The following is an 18,006-nucleotide window of genomic DNA, read 5'->3' as shown; positions in this document are numbered from 1 at the left end:
ATGACGAACGACGTAAAGAATCGGATGGATGAGGTCGAATACATCGAAGAGCAAGGTGCTCTTGCTTCATATTTGTCCGATCCAAGTGTTGCTGGAAGACCGGTTAGAACGCATCTCCAGGCAAGTGATCGGGTAATTGCAAGGGTCACGGATGGCATCTATCGAGAGCCCGCTTCGGCTCTTCGAGAGTTGATATCTAATGCTTGGGATGCAGACGCTACGCAGGTGACCATTCTCACCGACGCTCCTCGATTCGGCCGAGTATATGTTCGAGATGACGGAAACGGCATGTCGTTCGAAACCTTATCTCATCTGATTAAAAATATTGGCGGTAGTGCAAAGAGAAGCGCCAAGGGCGAAGGGCTTGGCGTAACTGGTGGCGATGTTGATAAGTCCCCGGGTGGCCGCCAACTGATTGGAAAGATCGGTATTGGACTGTTCTCAATTAGCCAGCTCGCGCGTCGCTTTCGAATTGTTACGAAGGTTAAGGGCCAGGACTATCGCCTGATTGCTGAGATCTCGCTTAGAACCTACACGGAAGACGGGACAGAGCTGGATCATGCTTCTGCGGAAGGTGACGATAACTACATCAGTGGCGTTGTGGAGGTGGTCAGCCAGCCCGCGGAAGACGTAGATTCTCACGGAACCGACCTCATACTCGAGGACGTCAAGCCGCGTGTTCGGGACTTGCTAAGGGATTCTGATCGATGGGCCAAGGTGTTCGAGCGTGAGCGTGCCATAAGCGTTGGCGATAAAGAGACTGCCAATGCGATTCGAGTTCAGCGCCCAGTATTTCATTCGGGTTGGATCGGTGCTTCTCCCCCTGGTGAAGCATCAACTGTAGAAATTGGACCAAACTTCCCGTGGACTGAAGACACTGATCCTAGCGATAGAATGGCTGCGCTGATGGATGCTGTCGAAAAGCAGGGGGACAAAAAGGATCGGCCTGATCTTGCTGCGACGCTTGACGCTTACCTTAATATGCTCTGGACGTTGGGGCTATCTGCGCCCGTTCGATATGTTGATAAGCACCCATTTGATCTGAAGGCATCAGAGAACTTTGATCTTTTCTGGATATCAAACGAGGCAAAGGGCCAGGCTACCGAAGTAAAAATGATGCCCGGTGAGACAGTGCGGCAAGCCGTCAAGGAGCGCGCTCCAGGCAACAAAGAGCTAGTTGATGGGCTGGCGCAGGCCGGCGGCGGCTTTAGGGTGTTCATTGATTCGGTTGAGATTAAGCACCCCGTTCGGTTTAAGTATCTCCCCGCTGGTGAGAAAAATCTCTCCAAGTCTCTCTTGTTCGTTGGGAGCTATAACCCGGATCTCAGTAAGATATCGGTAGATAGGCGTGGAGGGGGGTTGTCATTGGAGGGGTACGCATTCTGGACGGGAAGGATTGTACCGAAGGAGAATAATGGCGTTTTGGTGCGAATACGGGGGGCGAGTGGTGCCGCATTTGATCCAACTTTCTTTAATTATCAGGTTTCAGAGCTGACTCGCCTTCGTCAGATTACGTCAGAGATATTTATTCGCCGAGGGCTGGACGCGGCGCTGAATATTGATAGGGAGTCCTTTAACTTCTCCCATCCGCATGTTCAGCTCGTGGCTGGCTGGGTTCAGCGCTCCATCCGCCAGCTTACTAATAAGCACAAAGACTTGGCTTCCAAGTTGAGAAAAGAGCGGCTCGGGACCAAGGCCGCTGCAGAAATTAGCGCTCTCGATAAGTTTGTGAGAACGGTTTGGAGCGGGCGGCAGTCGGATGATGTTCCGCCTGAGGTTACGATTTCCGACGAAGTGGGTGTGCAAAGCGCCAGAAGTATGGGTAATGTTGCGCTGCATAGGGCCACGTTGACTTCAGTAAAAGCGCTTCAACAAATGCCTGCGGGCCAAGGCGAAAGCAAGGTGGCTGCGCTGGTCCAAGTCCTTCTCGCCTACGACGTTCTGCAGGGGCTTGAATACGCAGAGCAGGAGAATCTGATTGCAGCAATCTTGCAGGTATTCTATGGAGTGGAATCGAAATGATGCAGGCTGACCCAAACGGCCAAGGTCTGGATCCTCTGGACGAGATTGACCAAGAGACTGTTTATGGCGAGGCGGCGGAGGTCGACGTTGCCGAAGAGATTGTCTCTGCCAGGAAAAGATCCGACTTCAAACCATGGCACCATCCCGTAAAGCAATTTGTTCGGGAAAAACAATGGTTGTTGCAGGTAGAGCGATTGGGGAAGGCGCAAGGTAGGGATCTCGGCTATCTTTCGCTTCCTGGAGAAGACATGTTTGATGTCAGGGTAATCGGCGAATCGGTGAAGCGAAGGGGCGGAAAAGTTAGGCTTCTCGGATTTAACTCTAGAAAGCCCGGGATGGGGGATGCTGGAAGTCAGATAAATGCTGAATCTGTCCTGCGGCAGGAAAAAATAATCACTGATGACTCCAGGACGCTACCCGATAGACTGCAAGATATTGCGGAAAAACGATCTCATGTTTACCGGATCATGGAGTCCTATGGGAAGTTCGATGTAATTAATATTGATCTCTGTGATCATCTCGGGGCAGACACCGCCGGCCCCGGGATCTTTGATGTCATCGAGAAAATAGTACTGCATCAAAGGGGGTACGCAACTCCATGGCTATTCATGATGACTACGAGGGTGCATCCTGATTTCCTTGGCAAGGCGGAAGGGAAGTTCTCCCCTCCATTGCGGAAGAATATAGAGCTTGGTCCGGAGTTCTCCGAGAAGCTCGCGGAACTCATTGGGGTTGACATCTGTATTGCCAAGGATGTGGAGCGGTACTGGAAGGTCGCCGGGGATCCGCTGATAAAAATATTTGCGGTTGGGTTGGGTAAATATCTCTTGCATTTGCTTCACAATCAAATTCAAGATCCCGCGTCGGTGGAGTTGGCAAGCTGTTGCGCCTATAGAGTCGAATCGAAGAGTCTAGATATGCTCTCTGTTGTATTCAGAGTTACGCCCAGGGAGAAAATTATGATTTCTGCGGAGCAGCAAAATAATATCGAAATACCTGCGATTGAGATGGCAAGTGCTATTCAGATTGTACGCAAGGCAGGTGCGACTGTGGATGTTGATGCTGTTGTCAATGATCGAGCTGTTCTTGTGAATCTCGTCGAGCAAACAGAAGCTCTTTTGGCGGCTGGGAATTACGATGTTTCAAAATACCGTGAATGGCTAGGTGCACATGGATTTAGGCCTCATGTCGTGTAGGCGGAAGTTGGATTAAATAACTACACCGCATGGTTGCTGCTTGGCAGGCCTAGTTTCAAGTCGCCGGCCGATGTGCGATTAACAGTCGCACATCATCTGTGAATGGCGACGGATCGCCCGCCGAAATAGCCCTCTTAGACTTATTTTTCAAGCGCAGACCCTGAAAATCCGTTCGCCTTATAACTCATTACTGAGAATTTTGGCACTGGTGAGCTCGCGTCCGCTCACGCGAAACATCTCATTCCCGGGGTGAGGCTGAGCTATCAGATAAATGAAAATCAATGCTCGCGAATTCTCTTTCTACCAGGGGCATTGCGAGCGATGCCAAGCAAGCGACTCTAGGCAGGCTGCCAGTTCACCTGGCATGGGGGCAGCCAGCCGACGGCCCTCCAACTCTAAGTAAGCAGAGTTCTGCAGAGTGGGCGCCACGGCGATCCGCAGGGAATCGGGGTTGATGGTTACTAGATATAGATCGAACAGAGTGTGCACATCGGCACGGAGCAAAAGACCGTTCCTGGCATCGTTGCTCTTTAGGCCTGAGTAGGGCTGGATGTGAGCCGCCTCAAGCGCATCGACCACATTGCATCCCGTCATCGCACAGCAGCCGCCGTATGCGTCCAGCAGTGCCTTACGGAAGGCAGGCTGCCCGCGGCGCCGAACGATAGCTGCCAGCACACGCTGCCTCTCGTCCACCCCGTCTGTTGGGGAGAAACTGCCAGATGCCTCCGCCGCTTTGGCCTCCTGCTCCAACAGACCCCTTGTAGGACCAGAGACCGACGTGAGCGTCTCATCCGAAAGCCCGAGGAGCTTGGCAAGTTTCGGCTCAACCTTTGCACCCACGTTCGATGCTGGAAGAAGTCCGGGTAGCCAAGGCCTGCCTGCCTGATCCAGAACATGGGAAATGTTCTGCATGCGGTACTCCCACGCCTTGGGCGTGCGTCCGTAGTGGGCTGCCAGCTCCCGATAGACCCTGGCCTTCTCAAGGCTCAATCCACCGGTGAGGCGCGCCTCCATTTGGCGATACGCCTCGACTGCAGCAGCCAATTCGTCTTCAGTCCACCTACTCACAGCCTCCCCCTTTCCGCGACCTCACGCGGCGACCTTGGGGAAGTATGCCGTAAACGACGCAATGAGCCGCTAATGGCTTGGAACGGTAGAGCGTCGCGTGTCAGCGCAAACCGCAGTCTGATCAGGCCCGTCGGTAGGCTTCGTATTTGGAGTTAAGTTGCAAAGCCCTAGTCGGCCGGAAGTAGTCGGCTACTCCAGCGCTGGAGTAGAGGTTGAATGCAAGGCGTCTCACCGGCTCGGCCTGTGAAGCCTAGGATGAGCAACTGTGATGAGGAATTTTCCACCAGCAGAGCGGGCTCACCTCGGCAAGTGAGTTCGAAGTACCTCGCTTCAAAGCGCCCGGCACCGAGGGCTGCTTCTTCAGCCGCTAGGCTTAGGGCCTCCTTGCGCATGACAGCAAACTCTGTGGCCGAGACCTTGGGGTAGGTCTTCAGCTCCAAATGGCCTTTTGGCAGGTGGAAGTGGGCGAGCGCTGAACCAATCAGCGCTGCCAAACACAGTAATGCGTACGTCAGAGACTTCATGGGAAGTCCTGCAGATCAGGGGCGGACGGAGAATGGGGCCGCAACGACAGCTCGCAGCCTATCGTTTGAGGTTCAAACCTTGGGCACTACTCCCGCACGTGCAGCCGCTCAGTCACCTGCGCAGTCAACGCCACACACGCCATCTTCAACCCCTCCATCACCCGGTCCCCCAGATACTCCTCGGGCGCACCGTTCTGCCGAGTCCGCTCCGCAGCCAACATCAGCTCCGCCACCACACGCAGCCCGGCCAACGCGCAATCTGCATCCGCTAGCTGAAGACACCGCCCAGGCAGTTGATGCCGCTCCGGCCAAGGTTGGCCGTCCGCGGCCGCACCGGTGCCGATGCGGTGCAGCGTGGCGACGAAGGCGTTGGGATCGACGGACGGTTCGCGCTCGGTCTCGGCGTTGTCCGGATCGTACTGCGCGTGCAGGGAACGGAAGTCCGATGTGTTCATGGCAATGCTCCGTACAGGACAGATAGCAGCGCCACCTAATAAAGGCGGCGGACGATGCGTGGTTCGAAAGCCGGACAGTAACCAAGCCGGTGGGTCCGAAGACCCCCACGCACCGCCCGCCATGGAACGCGAACGGATTGCCAGCCGGCGCCACACAAAAGGTGACGCCGGCTGACAAGCGCAAAACACAAGGTTACTGAACGGGCTTTCGAACCCCGCGCCACCCTTTTCCGGTGGCACGCCAAGAGATACCCGTGCAGTAACCAAATGCCAAGAAAACTGCAGAACCGACGATTGCCAGTCCTGACGCTTTCGGCATTGTCGCACACGGTGTTAAGCCAGCAAACGATTGCGCTGCAACGGTCTTGGAGGGCTTGGCGTTATTGGCCCCAAGCGCAGAAATGCCTGCAGTCAGGGCCACGGCGTAGGGCCAATCGCGACAGATTGGACCAGCGGCTCAGCCGGGCGGCACCTCGGCCGAGGGTACGAAGCTCAAACGCACCCGAACCCGCGCATGCCGCGCGACGCCCTCAACCACGACCGGTTCGAAACGCCACTGGTCCACTGCGGTAAAGGCCGCACGATCGAGCTCCCGCAGCCCGCTGGACCGCACCACCATCACGTTGGAAACGTGACCCAGCTCATCCAGCTGAGCAACCAACAACACCGCCATGGGAACCTGCAGCAAGGTATCGGGCGGCGTGGCAGGGGCCGTTGAATACACAACGGCAGGCGCCTGCCGCAGCTCGAAGGTGGGGTTGTCGCCGCGCTCTACGAACACTTCAGTGGAGACCTGCGGGTCTGCCGCCATGGCCATGGCAGGTGTAGCACCCAGCAGCATCAGAGCGAGGTTCAGTGCCAGGGCGGTGTTGAAGCGGGGCATACGTGGTTTCCATTCCGGTGCGCTGCCAGCATAGCGGCCATCCCCTGGCATCGCTTGCCTTGAATGCCGGCGTGCGGGATTTCTGCGCGGATCACATATGCGCGCCAGGCCGTGGCCACAGCGCATCGTCGCGCTCCAGGTCGTAGTCGCTGCCGAACGCCAGTGCTGCTCCGCGCGGTGGGAGGTCTGCGTAGCAGCCCAGCAGGTACTCATCCATGCCGGCATCGCTGTGGTCGATGGCGAACAGGTGGAGGAGCTCTTTGTCGAAGGCTTCCAGCCATGTGGGGTCGATTCTGGTCATGGGCATCCTCCGGTGGAGAGGGGAGAATGGCCCGGAGCGGTCTCAAGGCATGGGACCCGTCGCGCATGCGCTCTGGCGGACAGCTCCCTCCGCTGGATATGCTCCACCCGCCGATACCAGGAGTCATCGTCATGGAAGACCTGCTCAATCGATCCGCGCTGCTTCGCCAGGCGATCCTCTCTACGGTCGATCATCCGCTGGCGGAGGACTCGTCCAGATTGTTGGCGTCAGTGGACGCAGCTTTGCTGAGCCTTGAACACGCAGACGCCCTTCGCACGCTGCTGCAGGCCGGTATGGCGGCCTCTGCGATGGCATTGATGCGCTGCCAGTACGAGGCTTTCACGCGGTCCGTCTGGATCCTGCATTGCGCAGCCGACGAGCAGGTTGAGCTGCTGTGCCTGCCACCGGAAGCTGGAACGAGCGAGCAGATGTTGCCGATGCTTTCGAAGATGCTGGAAGCATTCGCGAAAGTAGCGGAACTGGACAATCTGCTCCCGCACCTCATCGAGCTGAAGGTCCACGCCTGGGCTCCGCTGAACTCATTCGTACACGCAGGGGTACACGCAATGAGGCGGAGTCGCGATGGCGTCCCCATGCCTTTGGCGATCAACGTCATCCGGATGAGCAACAACCTTTCGATGATGGCGGGGCAGCACCTCGCCATTCTTACCGGCGTCCCGGAATTGCAGAAGAAGGTGCTATGGCTCAACGAGACATATGCCGAGTGTCTGCTCTTCGACGAAGACAGACGCCGCGCCGTCCGGGCGGATGCATCGTCTGAGAGATCCAGCTAGCCGATGGCCTGCATCAACGGCGCGGAGACCGCTCCTTGGCAGCCTCCCTTGTTGCCATCTTGGAAGCGAGATGACGGGCACGGGCCAACTGGTAGCCCCGCCGGCACTCGAACCTGACCTTCACCCCATGCTTGCCGCGCGCACTTGGATATCCTGCTGCGCTCGCTCATCCTGCAACAGCTGTTCCTGCTGATTGGCCAGTGCGCGCTGCTGCGCCTCCCTGCTGACCGAATCAAACTGCAGCAGTGATTCCTCCACCGGCGTCTGCGCAGCCTCTGCGGTGGGCATGGAAGCGCGCAGATGGGCAGGATCGTTCGTCTCGCCCTGCACCACGAAGAGGGTATGGCCGGCAGGATGCGTTGCAGTGGCGTTGCTTACGAGCACGTGATCAACGTGGGACAGATCATTGTCCTTGGCCAGAACCAGCAGGCTGGCCGTCATTCTCTCGCTCGTCGCATCGAAGCTTCGGCCGTGCATGGCGTCCAGGTCTGCTACGCCCTCACGGATTTGCTGATAGAGCGCGTGATCGGGATGACCGGGCTGCATTGGATTGCTTTCCGCCAGAACGGCCGGCTGCGGCGCTACATGCTCAGGGAGGTCGCGCTCCTCATCTGAAGGGGAAGTGGGAAGCGCCGCCTGATGGGTAGCTTCCCCGCCAATGTCAGCCGTTCTGGGGCCTGCAGGTTCCAGCCCTGGATTGTCCCGGGCCGGTGGTGGCGGGACCGGGAGATCCAACGGGACCTCCTGCGCGGTCCTTGGGGCCTGCTCGTTCTCAGAAGGTTGCGGCAGTGGCTTCTCTGCTTTGTCCTGAGTTGTAGCGACGGCGGGCTGCGCCTGCAGCACATTCGCAAGCTTCTGCGGCTCAGCGCTACCCTCACGCACGGGATCCTCAGCCTTGTGCGCCTGCATGTGAACTGGCTGGGTTGAGCCTGCACCGGCCGCAGTACCTACGACCGAGGCATTCCGAGCTTCACGGGCCTCCTCCACAGTCGGTTCATGCTGCGAGGCACTTTGAGGGCCCACTCCTGGTGCAGTCGGTGCCGGCTCCTCCTTCCGAGCGTTCTGCCGGGCGGCATCCTCCGCACGCTGCGCCGAATCGGCTTGTCGTCCAAGGCGACTCTCTGCTGGCTGCTCACTCTCACGCGAGGGACGCGTACGCTCTGGCTCAACAATCGACGCCGAGGGCGCCGCGATGACAGGAGCGGGCGCCGGAGCGGGCTGGCGAGCGGGCTCAACGGCAGCGCTGGTTGCCGCACCTCGTTGCAGGTCACTGTCGCCCTTCAGTGCCTCAACCGGGTCGATCTGCACCCCTCGCGCCTCCAGCACGGCCGCAGACGCTGCCTGCTGCGCATCCACCGCCGCACTGCCTTGACGATTGGCCTCCTGCAGCGCTTGCCGGTGTGCGTCCTGCTCCTTTGCAGTCAACGCAGCAATGCGTAGCTCGGGCACGTCGGGTGTCGTCGCCTGATCTGCAGGCGCAGCGCCTTGGGCAGCCAATGAAGCCTCAGGCCGAAGCTGCGACTGCGCCCGCGTAATGTCCTCAATGGTGGTGGTGCCGGTGAGCACCATCCGGTTTCCGCCGGCGTCACCGAACGTGGCGATGGCACTTTCTGCGCTGGGCGCGTGGGTGCGGGGGTCTGGCATCAGTTCCAGAACCACGTCGCCTGTTCTGCCCTGCAGATTCAGCGTCTGCTCCACCGCGACGGCTGTAGCTGCAAGCTGCTGCTCGGTGCGCTCGATGCCATGGCGCGCGTAGAGCGCATCCACCTGGCCGCGAATACCTTCGTGTGCAACCTGTGCGGTGTCCTTGAGCTGCTTGGCGATGTCGTGCAACCCGGCGATACCGTCATTCTGGCTTTGCCAGGTGATCTCCAGCTCGTCGCTCAGGTTCCGGTTGGCGGCGCTGTCAAAGATCACGCCCTTGCTGACCCATTGGCCATCCGCCTGCCGTGTATAGGCATTGCCATCACTCGCCTTCAACGTGTCGGCGCTGGCCTGCGCGTCCTGAACGGCACGGGGAATGGATGGATTGTTCGCGTCGCCGAAGTCGCTCCAACGCCCTTGCTCGTGAGCAACCATATAGCGCGCAGCCATCGCGGCTTTGGTGTTGGATGCGTTCTGGGCGATGACCGTGCGCGACTGTTCATCCAGCGCCTGTGCCTGCTCCGCCGAGACTGGCAGGTGGCGGCTGTTGGGCACTCGCCCATCCACCATTTCCTTGATTTCCAGTTCCCATTGTCCCGAGCTGGCATCGCGTACAAAGGCGCGATCGGTCTCGAAGGCGCCTCGTGCCGGCTCGGCCAAGCCATTGGCGTTCAGCCGGTAGGGGTTCTGTGGGGGTGGCGGATTCGACAAGCCCAACTCATACGAGGCCCGGGCCGCCTGCCAGTTCAACTGGCGCTCCAATGTGCCGGTGGCAACATAGCTGGTGCGGAAGGTGACGTCGTCACCCTGTGCCGTCTGCACCGGGCGGACTTCGACGCCGGTGCCCAGGTCGGTGCTCTGGACCTGCTGCTGTTCGCCGGCTCGCAGCCAGCGCCCATTGGGGTCAGCGGGGTCGCGCGTCCAAGTGCGACCCATCGGGTCAACTTGGGAGTAGACGCGTTCAATGTCTTTCTGCTCGGCCCAGCGTTCGCCGAGATACGCACCGAGGACGCCGCCACCGATACCCGTTGCAATGGCGCCGGGCCCCGTCCACGAGCCCGAAGCGAGGCCGACACCAGCGCCACCAAGAAAGCCACCCACTGCGCCACCGACGTTGCGGCCCACGAAGTGTGCAGCGGTGGAATCAGCGCCTGCGGCATTGCCCTTCGAGTTCAGCTCAATCCACTTGTGCCCGGAGGTGGCGAAGTCGTGCGCAAGCAGTGCGACGCCTGCAACGCCGGCAACCTTGATGGCGGGATTGATTCCGGCATGTACGCCATGCGGTGCAACGTCGGCGACTGCTTCGGCAACGGCTGCCGCATAGGGAGGGCCGCGTGGAGCTCCTGGCTGCAGGGGCGCGTGCGACGGTGGTTCGGGCAAGTCAGCGAACAGGCGCGGTCCTGTGCCCAGGTTGGCATGCGCGGCGACCCAGTTCGCGCGCGTGGTCGACATCTCGCTCAGGTTCAACGCGCTGTAGTCGTGCAGCGGTCGTTCGAAGAGCGTCTTGCTGACAGCGTCATAGCCGTCGATGGGCTTGAGATGCAGGCGTACCTGCGCGACGTCGACGGGATGCGCGCTGTTGGTGGTGGCATGCTGCGCGAGGCTGCGCTCAAGCGCCTGGTACTCGGCGGCGGACTGGCTTGCGAAGGCCAGCGGCTCAGGCCCGAAGGCACTTATGGGGTAGCCGTTGATGCGGACGGAGGGGTGGTCGAGGGCTGTGGCTAGCTCAAATTTGTCAAAACCACGCCCGGGTTGGGCATTCTCGACAAATGCCACCAAGGGCTTGCCTGTGGCGATGGCGTTCTCGAAGAACCTGGGACTGCCTGCGTTCCACATCATGTCTTGGAGTGCGCTGATGGGCTCGCCCCTGGGAGCGAATCCGCGAGCACTCATGAAGTCTCGGAACTTGTCCTTGACGGCATAGAAGTCCTGATGGTTTTCAGGATGCTTGTTCAACGAATCAATGTAATGCCCCCACGGTGTATCGCCGATGATCGCCGCTCTGCCCTCAAGGTTCCTTCGATACTCGGTTGCGTTATCGAAATTCGGGATCTTTCTCCCATCGACTCCTGAGAATGCAATGTACTCGACACCTGTCGGAAGGCGAGGTGGATGGATGCGCATCTTCTCCCTGACGAAGTCCTCGTAGCTGGTCGATCCATCTGGGCCCGAGCCGGGAGAGGTCAGATACTCAACAACGAGAGCCTTCTGATGATCGGAAAGTCGACTGCCATCAGCAACGTTCGTTGCCGGTTTCAATGTGGCTAGTGCAAATTCCTCGAATGCGAACTGCCCCATGCTATCTGTCCTCAGAACACGTGAGCGGGGACAGATAGCTCGGCCAGAATGATCAGGCCATTCGCTGCGAGCTCGATACCTTCAGGGACCTCGATGCCAACTTCTCTCATTGCGTCCGCTCGCGTGAGAACGACATAACGGACATCCGTCGAGTTGTCAGTCTGATTGACGAAGACAGCCAGCAAGCCCTTCGCAATAGCGCATAGAAAAGCGATTGGGTTATCGGTATTACCGAGGTCGGATTTGAGCCTGGCTATCAACTGCAACGTGTGAGTGGAACTCAGGTCCAGTGTGTACTTCCAACCCCAGTGATCACCCTCCGCGTTTCGTTCCTCGGTTCCAAGTACAGACATGGCTGCAAGGATCTGCTCCCCCCGTCGGAAGGTGTACTGATATTCCGTGATTTCGTTTCCATCTGGCAGGTCTGAGGCGACAATTCTTGGGAACGAGATTGTTACGCCGCTGAACGCGTCGAAAGCGGTTCTTGCTTGGGGACTGAACTCAATGGGCATGATCTTGTCCTGCTTCCGATGATGAAGGCGCCGGGGCTTGCCAGTGAATGATGGCGCAATATTCTCCGCATGATGAAGAGAACCTTTCAATACCCGCCATTTGTCTGGCCTGGCGGGGCTCAACCAACCCGCCATTCCTCATGATGTCACCCTTCGGTGAGCATTGGCGAGCACATGGGCTTCGGCAAGCACAATATGGTCATCGGAAGCGACTAGAACCTGATCCGGGATGAGTACGCCGGCAATCGCCAGTGCACTCGCGGTGGTGATTGCGACATATCTGAGGTCCTCGACGTTATCGGTCCGGCCGGTGTATGCCATTACCAGCCCTTGAGCAAAGTCTCGTAGGAACGAGAAGTCATTGTCGACGTTGCCAACCATCGTCTTGAACTCGAGCATGGAGGTGATCAGTCGATCGTGGCCGAGGTCAAAGGTGAATACTCGCTCTCTTTTCCCATTGATCTCTGCCAACTGCGTCGTTCCATGGAAACCCAGGCCGCCAATGCGCCTTTCACCAAGATAGAACGCGTACTGGTACTCCGTTACGACAGTTCCATCCGCCAATTCGCCCGGGAGAATTCGTGGTCTGGGGATCGTGATTTCGCTGACGGGATCAAAGGACGAGTAGATCCTGGGTTCGAAGCAGAGGGGCATGGTTGATCCTTGGACATTCGGTGAGCTCTTTGACGGCAGATCAGCCGGCGGCATTTCACGGACGGGCATTAGGAATATGGAGCAAGCCTCGCCGACTCATAGCTACGCGTCCATCATGTCGAACTTCCGCACAGCGAGCCGACTCGAGCAGTGCAAGACGAGATAGCGCGCATCGCGCGTCACCGCTTGGAGAGGCAGGTGCAAATCGCACCAGTTCGTGCCGGCCGTGTCGACGGGACGATGCGATTGGGGCCGCAAAGTGAGCGGGGGGCCAAACCAGCCCAGGATTCATCGGCAATTCCATTGCTCAGTGACCTCCGACTATACGTTCCCGGCGCTCACTTCCCCAGAGGCATGCGTCCTGAAGGCCCAGTACTGTTTCCTGGTTCACATATTCAGGAAGCGGAGCTCGCTGCCTGGCCACCTCCACCTGCCCCCTATCCCACCTATGCCATCATCCGACCAGGACCGCAGCACCCATCAAGGCTGAACAGGCATGGAGCAGGCAACACGCTACACCGCAACCCTTTATCTGGCCGCCCCCGGCACCCCACTGAAGAGCGGGGGCATCTCGCCGCGCGGCCACATGTACCTGCAGGTAGCAGCAGGCGACGAGGCCCACAGCTACGGCTTCGCACCGCCGCGTCAGTCACCAGGCGAAGCCCGCACTGGCGTGCAGTACGCGCAGGTGCGCCACGATGATGCCGACGAGCATCTGGACCCGTACTACAGCCGCACACTGGAAATCACCGAAGAGCATTACGGCTGCCTGCGCGACTTCGCCGAGGAACCGGCCGAGTTCGAATTCGATGTGGATCGCCCGGTCACCATCAACCGCTGCAGCGATTTCGTCTGGGCCGCGCTGCACTACGCCGGCCTGCATCCGCTGCCGGCGCCGCTGGATGGCGGCAGCAACCTGGGCGAGTTCGCGGTGCTGTTCAACCTGCCGGAAATCCAGTGCATTGCCGCGCCGTTCCCGGGCAGCGATCTGAATGCCGAAACCCATCACGCGATGCCCGAGCGCGAGGCTGAACATCATCGCCAGGGCGACCGCGCCAGCGATGAGCCGCCGCCGACGCCGATTGAAGTGGCCGGTACGTTGCTGGATCCCTCGCATCCAGACCATCGTCTGTTCTCGCAGCTGATCCAGAAAGTGGCCGAACTGGATGCGGCGCATGGCCGCCCGTTCGATGCCGCCAGCCAGCGCATCAGCGCCAGCCTGCTGGTGCTGGCCAAGCAGAACAATCTCTCGCGCGTGGACCACGTGCTGCTCAGCCAGCCAACGAAGAGCAGCCATGCGGCAGAGAGCATCTTCATCGTGCAGGGCGATCGTAATGACCCGGGGCACCGCCGCGCCAGCATCGCCACCGAAGTGGCGGCCAAGACCGATGTGGCCGATTCGCTGCGGTTGAAGGAGCAGTAACCCGCGCGCCTGCCATACGTGTGCAGGCGCACGCCACGCCCCCCACCTGCTACCATTCCCCCGCAACCCCAGCCAGCCCACCCCGCGCAGACAGATGCGGGGCGGGCCGTCGCAGTACGGCCCAGCGAGCCAGGACACCTTCCCGTGCCCATTCAAGGACGCTCGCATGTTCCGTAATCCTCTCTTCCGCTCGGCCGCGCTGGCCGTTGCCGTTTCGCTCAGCCTCGGCGTGCCCTCCGCATTCGCCGACAACGCACCCGCCGCCAGTGCCACCGCCGCCGTACAGCGCCAGGCCGTGGCCAAGGGCCTGTACGAGCTGGCCTACAGCCCGAAGCAGAATGCCGTGTTCGTGGCCTCCTCCGGCGGCTTCGGCGATGACGCCGGCCCGGCCCAGGTGCTGCGCCTGAATCCGGCCACGCTGGCCGTGGAAACCCGCATCCCGCTGGAGCGCAAGGCGTTCGGCGTGGTGCTGGATGACGCCCACAACCGCCTGTACGTGGGCAACACCGTGGACCTGTCGGTGACGGTGGTCGACACCGCGCAGAACAAGGCCGTCGGCACCATCCAGTTGATGGAGAAGAAGACCGGCAAGGACGGCAAGGCCGCCTACACCCACGACCTGCGCGAGCTGGTGGTCGACAGCGCGGCCAACCGCCTGTACGTGACCGGCCACAGCAGCCAGCCGGACGTGAGCAGCGTGCTGTTCGTGATCGATACCACCACGCTGAAGGTGATCAACACCATCGACGGCCTTGGCAATGCGAAGGCGCCGGGCCTGGCGCTGGATGCGGCCAACAAGCGCGTCTACACCAGCAACCTGCTGGCCGACCTGGTGGTGGTGGGAACCGATTCGAACACGGTGGTGGCACAGCACAAGATCGCCGCCGAGCAGCCGATGAACATCGCGCTGGACCCGGCCGGCAAGCGCCTGTTCGTGACCGACCAGGGCTCGGAATTCCTGCGTGGCTACCAGGCCAAGAGCAGCGGCCTGGTCAGCAAGCATCCGGGTCAGCGCGTGCTGGTGCTGGACCGCAGTACCGGCAAGGAACTGGCCAGCATCCCGACCGATGCCGGCCCGCTGGGCATCCTGCTGGATGCACCGCGCAAGCGCCTGTACGTGACCAACCGCGAAGCCGGTACGGTGACCGCGTACAACAGTGACAGCTACCAGAAGGTGGCGACCTACAAGGTGCCGACCCACCCGAACAGCTTGGCGCTGGATGCGAAGAACAACGTGTTGTTCGTGAGCATCAAGAACGGCGAGAATGATGACAAGGGCGCTGATGAGAGCGTGGCACGGATTCAGCTGTAATGGGGTGACGCCGGGGCACGCCCGGCGGCGAGCCGCGTGAAGAAGGCAGGGTGAAGACCCTGCCTTTTTCATTGGCCGGTTGCGGCGCCAGCAGCCGGCGGCTAGGGTTGAACCTCATGGCAGGGAGCCAAAGGATCTGAATCATGCTGGGTATCCACCGCTGGCTGCGCGCCGGCCTGGTCTTCACGCTGGCGGGCGCACTCGGCGCCTGCAGCAGCCGCGTACCGGATGCGCCGGAGCCACTGGATCTGGTCAAGCCAATTATCGTTGCCGAGCCTGGCCAGGCGGCGCGGTTCGAGTTCGAGACGAATGCCCGCAACTTCAAGCCGGGTCGCACGTATGCGCTGGAGCTGGAGTTGCAGCGCCAAGGGACACGAAGGCCGGACGAGCCTGACGTGGGCACATCAAGGGTCCCGTTCGAGGTGACCCTGCAGCAATGGGGCACTGATGCCTGGAAGGATGTTCCCACCTACGACAGCTATCAGGCCGGGGTGCTCAATGCAGGTGAACAGCTTCCGGAATGGCATGCATCCAGCGAATGGCGGTATACGTCGCCGCACATGGGCAGTGACGGCCAATACACGCTGAGCCTGGTTGCTCTGCCACTGGAGCTTGATACCCGCTATCGCGTACAGGTTCGCACTGCGCAGGCTTCGCCGGAACTGCAGCATTACTCGGCTCAGTTGCGGGTACACGCAGCCCGGCCGCCAGGCAAGTAATCACTTACCATTGGAAGGAACGAAAGAATCACCTTATGGACAAGCCGCGCTATACCGTAGAGATCGTTATTGCTGCACCTGGCACACCGCTGATCGACCCCAGGACGCACAAGCAGGCCGTCGACGCTGAGGGTGTTCCGCAGACGTCCGCCCCAGGACATATGTTCTACGTCCTGCATGCACCCGGCGTGCCTGCGAAGAGCTATGGATTTGCTCCCAAGGAGCACGGAAGCATGAATGGTCCTGGCGCCATCATGGAGGATGACGCAACGGTCTATAGAGACCCGCGCTACACCCGTACCCTCGAGATCAGCGAAGATCAGTACAGGAAGCTCCAGCAGTTCGGCTCGGACCCGGAGAAATTTGGTTTCAGCAAGCACTATCAGGATGTTCGCCACAACTGCGTGGACTTCACTTGGGAAGCGCTGAATCACGCGGGCATCCAGCGGAAAAGCAGCATCGACGTGAACGCGTTGGGTGGTCCCGCCGGCCAGCTTCTTCCGGATGTTCGCATTCCTCTTGACATCAAGGGGGCAGGCAAGGATGCATTCCGACCGCTGCGCAACATCCACGGTGTGGATAGCATTGATCCGCCGTTTCCGGACAGCGAGCTCAACCAGAGGAAAACCAATCCCCTGCCGGAGCGCAGTCTCAAGCAACACATGCTGAGTGATGCCGAGGGCATGGGCGAACGAAGCGGTGATCTTCTGGCTCGGCACAGCAACGACCCGCTGCTCTCGCAGATCCACCAGGGCGTGGCCCGGCTCGATGCAGAGCGGGGCCGTGCCTTCGATGCCACCAGCGAGAACATCAGTGCCAGCCTGTACGCGCTGGCCAAGGCCAATGGCCTGACCCAGGTTGACCATGTGCTGTTGAGCGATCGCACCGCGCAGGCCGATGTGGCGCAGAGCATCTTCATCGTCCAGGGAGAGCGCAACGACCCGGCACAGTTGCGGGCCAGCATGCCAACGGCGGTGGCCGCGCAGACACCGGCAGAAACCTCCTTCGAGCGCGCTGAGCAGCTGTCGCAGTCTGGGCAGGCGCGTACGCAGGATGAGCTGCAGCAGCGCCAGGTGCAGGAGCAGTCCGGGCCGCGTATGGCCTAGGGCGGCAAGCGTACGGCGAGCCGACGTTCTCGCGGTGGGCCGCCGGTAACGCTGGAGGCGGCTCAGCCCAGGCGGTGTGCTGGGTTCTGCTGTTGTTCCTGCTCACGGGCCTGCTGTTCGGGCAGCTGCCCCATGGCCGGCTGCTGCGGGGCAATGCCGAGCTTCTGCATCGACTGCTCCACCGGCGTCTGCGCGGCCACTGCGGTCGGCATCATCGCCCGCAGGTGCGCCGGATTGGCCGGGTCGCCCTGTACCACGAAGATGTTGTGTCCCGCCGGCTGGTTGGCCGTGGCGTTGCTGACCAGCACGTGGTCGACCTGCTGCAGGCCCTGCTCGCGGGCCAGCACGGTCAGGCTGGCGGTCAGACGCTCGCTGGTCTGGTCGAACGGACGGCCATGCTGCGCGTCCAGGGCAGCCACGCCCTGACGGATCTGCTGGTTGAGGCCGTACTCGGGATGGTTGGGGGTGATCTCTGCCATGGGGCGATCTGCAGCGGTAGTCGTGACGGACCTGGGCAGTATAGAACCGGTCCGTGAACCACCGCATCGCGGCGATCAGTCCGCCGGCCGATGGTCGTAGCTGATCACCCGCTCGGCCAGCCAGCGCCCGTCCACGCGGCGCCAGACCTGGATGAAACGGGCCTGGCCGGTCCAGTGCTCGATGCCGTTTGCATCGCGCTCGTGGAAGCGGTGGTCGCCGATCTCCAGGGCGCGGTCATCGTGCAGCGGAAACACCTGCAGCGAGCTTTCCACCAGCTCGCGGCGCAGGTGGGTGTGGTTGACGCGCGTGCTCTCGCATAGGGCGGCCACGCTGCGGCGGAAGTCGTCGCGCTTGCTGGCGGACTTGCCCGCCTTGTCATGGAAGAACTCCATGTCTTCAGTGGTCATGGCTGCCGCCTTGTCAGCGTCGCAGTCGTCGAACGCAGCGGCGAACAGCTGCGCGTCGGCCTGGTGGATCTGCTCGCGCAGGTCATCGGAGGGCGCGGGTGCGGCGGCGAGGCCGGCGGCCAGCAGGGGCAGGGTGAGCAGCAGCATGGCGAGGCTCCAGGGCGGGATTCATGCAGGCTCGCACGGTGCTCCGAGGGCCGCAGCCGCG

The 18,006-nt window shown here is 60.6% G+C and carries 16 protein-coding genes; 7 read left to right on the top strand and 9 right to left on the bottom strand.

The genetic code is table 11. The features are described from left to right. Window positions 1–2,022, top strand: coding sequence for an ATP-binding protein (locus RI032_RS06995; protein ID WP_322548052.1), 2,022 nt, complete (start codon window positions 1–3; stop codon window positions 2,020–2,022). Next, a complete protein-coding gene (locus tag RI032_RS06990; protein WP_322548051.1) occupies window positions 2,019–3,218 on the top strand; it encodes a PP_RS20740 family protein in 1,200 nt (399 codons plus the stop codon). The genes RI032_RS06995 and RI032_RS06990 overlap by 4 nt, the downstream gene beginning before the upstream one ends. 300 nt (window positions 3,219–3,518) lie before the next feature. On the opposite strand, the gene RI032_RS06985 is transcribed toward RI032_RS06990, so the two are convergent. From RI032_RS06985 to RI032_RS06970, 4 genes are all read right to left on the bottom strand, one after another. Then, window positions 3,519–4,262: an HNH endonuclease gene (locus RI032_RS06985; protein ID WP_322548050.1), complete on the bottom strand. Its 744-nt coding sequence runs from the start codon at window positions 4,260–4,262 to the stop codon at window positions 3,519–3,521. Between the two features lie 634 nt (window positions 4,263–4,896). Continuing rightward, entirely contained in the window at window positions 4,897–5,265 is a 369-nt protein-coding gene (locus RI032_RS06980; protein WP_322548049.1) for a hypothetical protein, read from the bottom strand. 457 nt (window positions 5,266–5,722) lie between these two features. Continuing rightward, a complete protein-coding gene (locus tag RI032_RS06975; RefSeq protein WP_322548048.1) occupies window positions 5,723–6,148 on the bottom strand; it encodes an energy transducer TonB in 426 nt (141 codons plus the stop codon). A gap of 91 nt (window positions 6,149–6,239) precedes the next feature. After that, the gene (locus tag RI032_RS06970) at window positions 6,240–6,449 is read right to left on the bottom strand and encodes a hypothetical protein (protein ID WP_322548047.1); all 210 of its coding nucleotides are present in this window, start codon (window positions 6,447–6,449) and stop codon (window positions 6,240–6,242) included. A 131-nt stretch (window positions 6,450–6,580) separates the two neighbouring features. On the opposite strand from RI032_RS06970, the gene RI032_RS06965 reads away from it, so the two are divergent. After that, window positions 6,581–7,243, top strand: a complete 663-nt coding sequence (locus RI032_RS06965) for a DUF6988 family protein (RefSeq protein WP_322548046.1) — start codon at window positions 6,581–6,583, stop codon at window positions 7,241–7,243. Window positions 7,244–7,363: 120 nt separating this feature from the next. Here the strand turns inward: RI032_RS06965 and RI032_RS06960 are convergent, their stop codons facing one another. The 3 genes from RI032_RS06960 to RI032_RS06950 form a co-directional block, all read right to left on the bottom strand. Continuing rightward, window positions 7,364–11,185, bottom strand: a complete 3,822-nt coding sequence (locus RI032_RS06960) for an XVIPCD domain-containing protein (RefSeq protein WP_322548045.1) — start codon at window positions 11,183–11,185, stop codon at window positions 7,364–7,366. Between the two features lie 11 nt (window positions 11,186–11,196). Beyond that, window positions 11,197–11,697 carry a hypothetical protein gene (locus tag RI032_RS06955; protein WP_322548044.1) on the bottom strand — a complete coding sequence of 167 codons (501 nt, stop codon included), beginning with the start codon at window positions 11,695–11,697 and terminating at the stop codon, window positions 11,197–11,199. Between the two features lie 138 nt (window positions 11,698–11,835). Beyond that, window positions 11,836–12,351, bottom strand: coding sequence for a hypothetical protein (locus RI032_RS06950; RefSeq protein ID WP_322548043.1), 516 nt, complete (start codon window positions 12,349–12,351; stop codon window positions 11,836–11,838). 496 nt (window positions 12,352–12,847) lie between these two features. Between RI032_RS06950 and RI032_RS06945 the strand changes: the two genes are divergently transcribed. The 4 genes from RI032_RS06945 to RI032_RS06930 all read left to right on the top strand — a co-directional run bounded on the left by RI032_RS06945 (window position 12,848) and on the right by RI032_RS06930 (window position 16,911). Beyond that, window positions 12,848–13,774, top strand: coding sequence for an XVIPCD domain-containing protein (locus tag RI032_RS06945; protein ID WP_322548042.1), 927 nt, complete (start codon window positions 12,848–12,850; stop codon window positions 13,772–13,774). A gap of 166 nt (window positions 13,775–13,940) precedes the next feature. Next, a complete protein-coding gene (locus tag RI032_RS06940; protein ID WP_322548041.1) occupies window positions 13,941–15,086 on the top strand; it encodes a YncE family protein in 1,146 nt (381 codons plus the stop codon). Between the two features lie 143 nt (window positions 15,087–15,229). Further along, window positions 15,230–15,805 carry a hypothetical protein gene (locus RI032_RS06935; RefSeq protein WP_260363970.1) on the top strand — a complete coding sequence of 192 codons (576 nt, stop codon included), beginning with the start codon at window positions 15,230–15,232 and terminating at the stop codon, window positions 15,803–15,805. 35 nt (window positions 15,806–15,840) lie between these two features. After that, a complete protein-coding gene (locus RI032_RS06930; protein WP_322548040.1) occupies window positions 15,841–16,911 on the top strand; it encodes an XVIPCD domain-containing protein in 1,071 nt (356 codons plus the stop codon). 62 nt (window positions 16,912–16,973) lie between these two features. Here RI032_RS06930 and RI032_RS06925 read toward each other — a convergent pair whose 3' ends face one another. Further along, complete coding sequence (locus RI032_RS06925; protein ID WP_010484171.1) at window positions 16,974–17,390, bottom strand: XVIPCD domain-containing protein; 417 nt, start codon at window positions 17,388–17,390, stop codon at window positions 16,974–16,976. A 75-nt stretch (window positions 17,391–17,465) separates the two neighbouring features. Further along, window positions 17,466–17,945, bottom strand: coding sequence for a DUF4440 domain-containing protein (locus tag RI032_RS06920; protein WP_010484170.1), 480 nt, complete (start codon window positions 17,943–17,945; stop codon window positions 17,466–17,468). Window positions 17,946–18,006 lie beyond the last annotated feature (61 nt).

The sequence above is a fragment of the Stenotrophomonas geniculata genome (genome assembly GCF_034508895.1).
Taxonomy (GTDB): domain Bacteria; phylum Pseudomonadota; class Gammaproteobacteria; order Xanthomonadales; family Xanthomonadaceae; genus Stenotrophomonas; species Stenotrophomonas geniculata.
The sequence above is the reverse complement of the archived record's forward strand: the minus strand, read 5'-3'. Positions and strand labels throughout refer to the sequence as shown.

Coding starts and splice junctions, on each gene's coding strand:
- RI032_RS06920 (WP_010484170.1), bottom strand. CDS start 17,945: ATGCTGCTGCTCACCCTGCCCCTGCTGGCCGCCGGCCTCGCCGCCGCA.
- RI032_RS06930 (WP_322548040.1), top strand. CDS start 15,841: ATGGACAAGCCGCGCTATACCGTAGAGATCGTTATTGCTGCACCTGGC.
- RI032_RS06995 (WP_322548052.1), top strand. CDS start 1: ATGACGAACGACGTAAAGAATCGGATGGATGAGGTCGAATACATCGAA.
- RI032_RS06945 (WP_322548042.1), top strand. CDS start 12,848: ATGGAGCAGGCAACACGCTACACCGCAACCCTTTATCTGGCCGCCCCC.
- RI032_RS06980 (WP_322548049.1), bottom strand. CDS start 5,265: ATGAACACATCGGACTTCCGTTCCCTGCACGCGCAGTACGATCCGGAC.
- RI032_RS06925 (WP_010484171.1), bottom strand. CDS start 17,390: ATGGCAGAGATCACCCCCAACCATCCCGAGTACGGCCTCAACCAGCAG.
- RI032_RS06940 (WP_322548041.1), top strand. CDS start 13,941: ATGTTCCGTAATCCTCTCTTCCGCTCGGCCGCGCTGGCCGTTGCCGTT.
- RI032_RS06990 (WP_322548051.1), top strand. CDS start 2,019: ATGATGCAGGCTGACCCAAACGGCCAAGGTCTGGATCCTCTGGACGAG.
- RI032_RS06975 (WP_322548048.1), bottom strand. CDS start 6,148: ATGCCCCGCTTCAACACCGCCCTGGCACTGAACCTCGCTCTGATGCTG.
- RI032_RS06960 (WP_322548045.1), bottom strand. CDS start 11,185: ATGGGGCAGTTCGCATTCGAGGAATTTGCACTAGCCACATTGAAACCG.
- RI032_RS06970 (WP_322548047.1), bottom strand. CDS start 6,449: ATGACCAGAATCGACCCCACATGGCTGGAAGCCTTCGACAAAGAGCTC.
- RI032_RS06935 (WP_260363970.1), top strand. CDS start 15,230: ATGCTGGGTATCCACCGCTGGCTGCGCGCCGGCCTGGTCTTCACGCTG.
- RI032_RS06965 (WP_322548046.1), top strand. CDS start 6,581: ATGGAAGACCTGCTCAATCGATCCGCGCTGCTTCGCCAGGCGATCCTC.
- RI032_RS06955 (WP_322548044.1), bottom strand. CDS start 11,697: ATGCCCATTGAGTTCAGTCCCCAAGCAAGAACCGCTTTCGACGCGTTC.
- RI032_RS06950 (WP_322548043.1), bottom strand. CDS start 12,351: ATGCCCCTCTGCTTCGAACCCAGGATCTACTCGTCCTTTGATCCCGTC.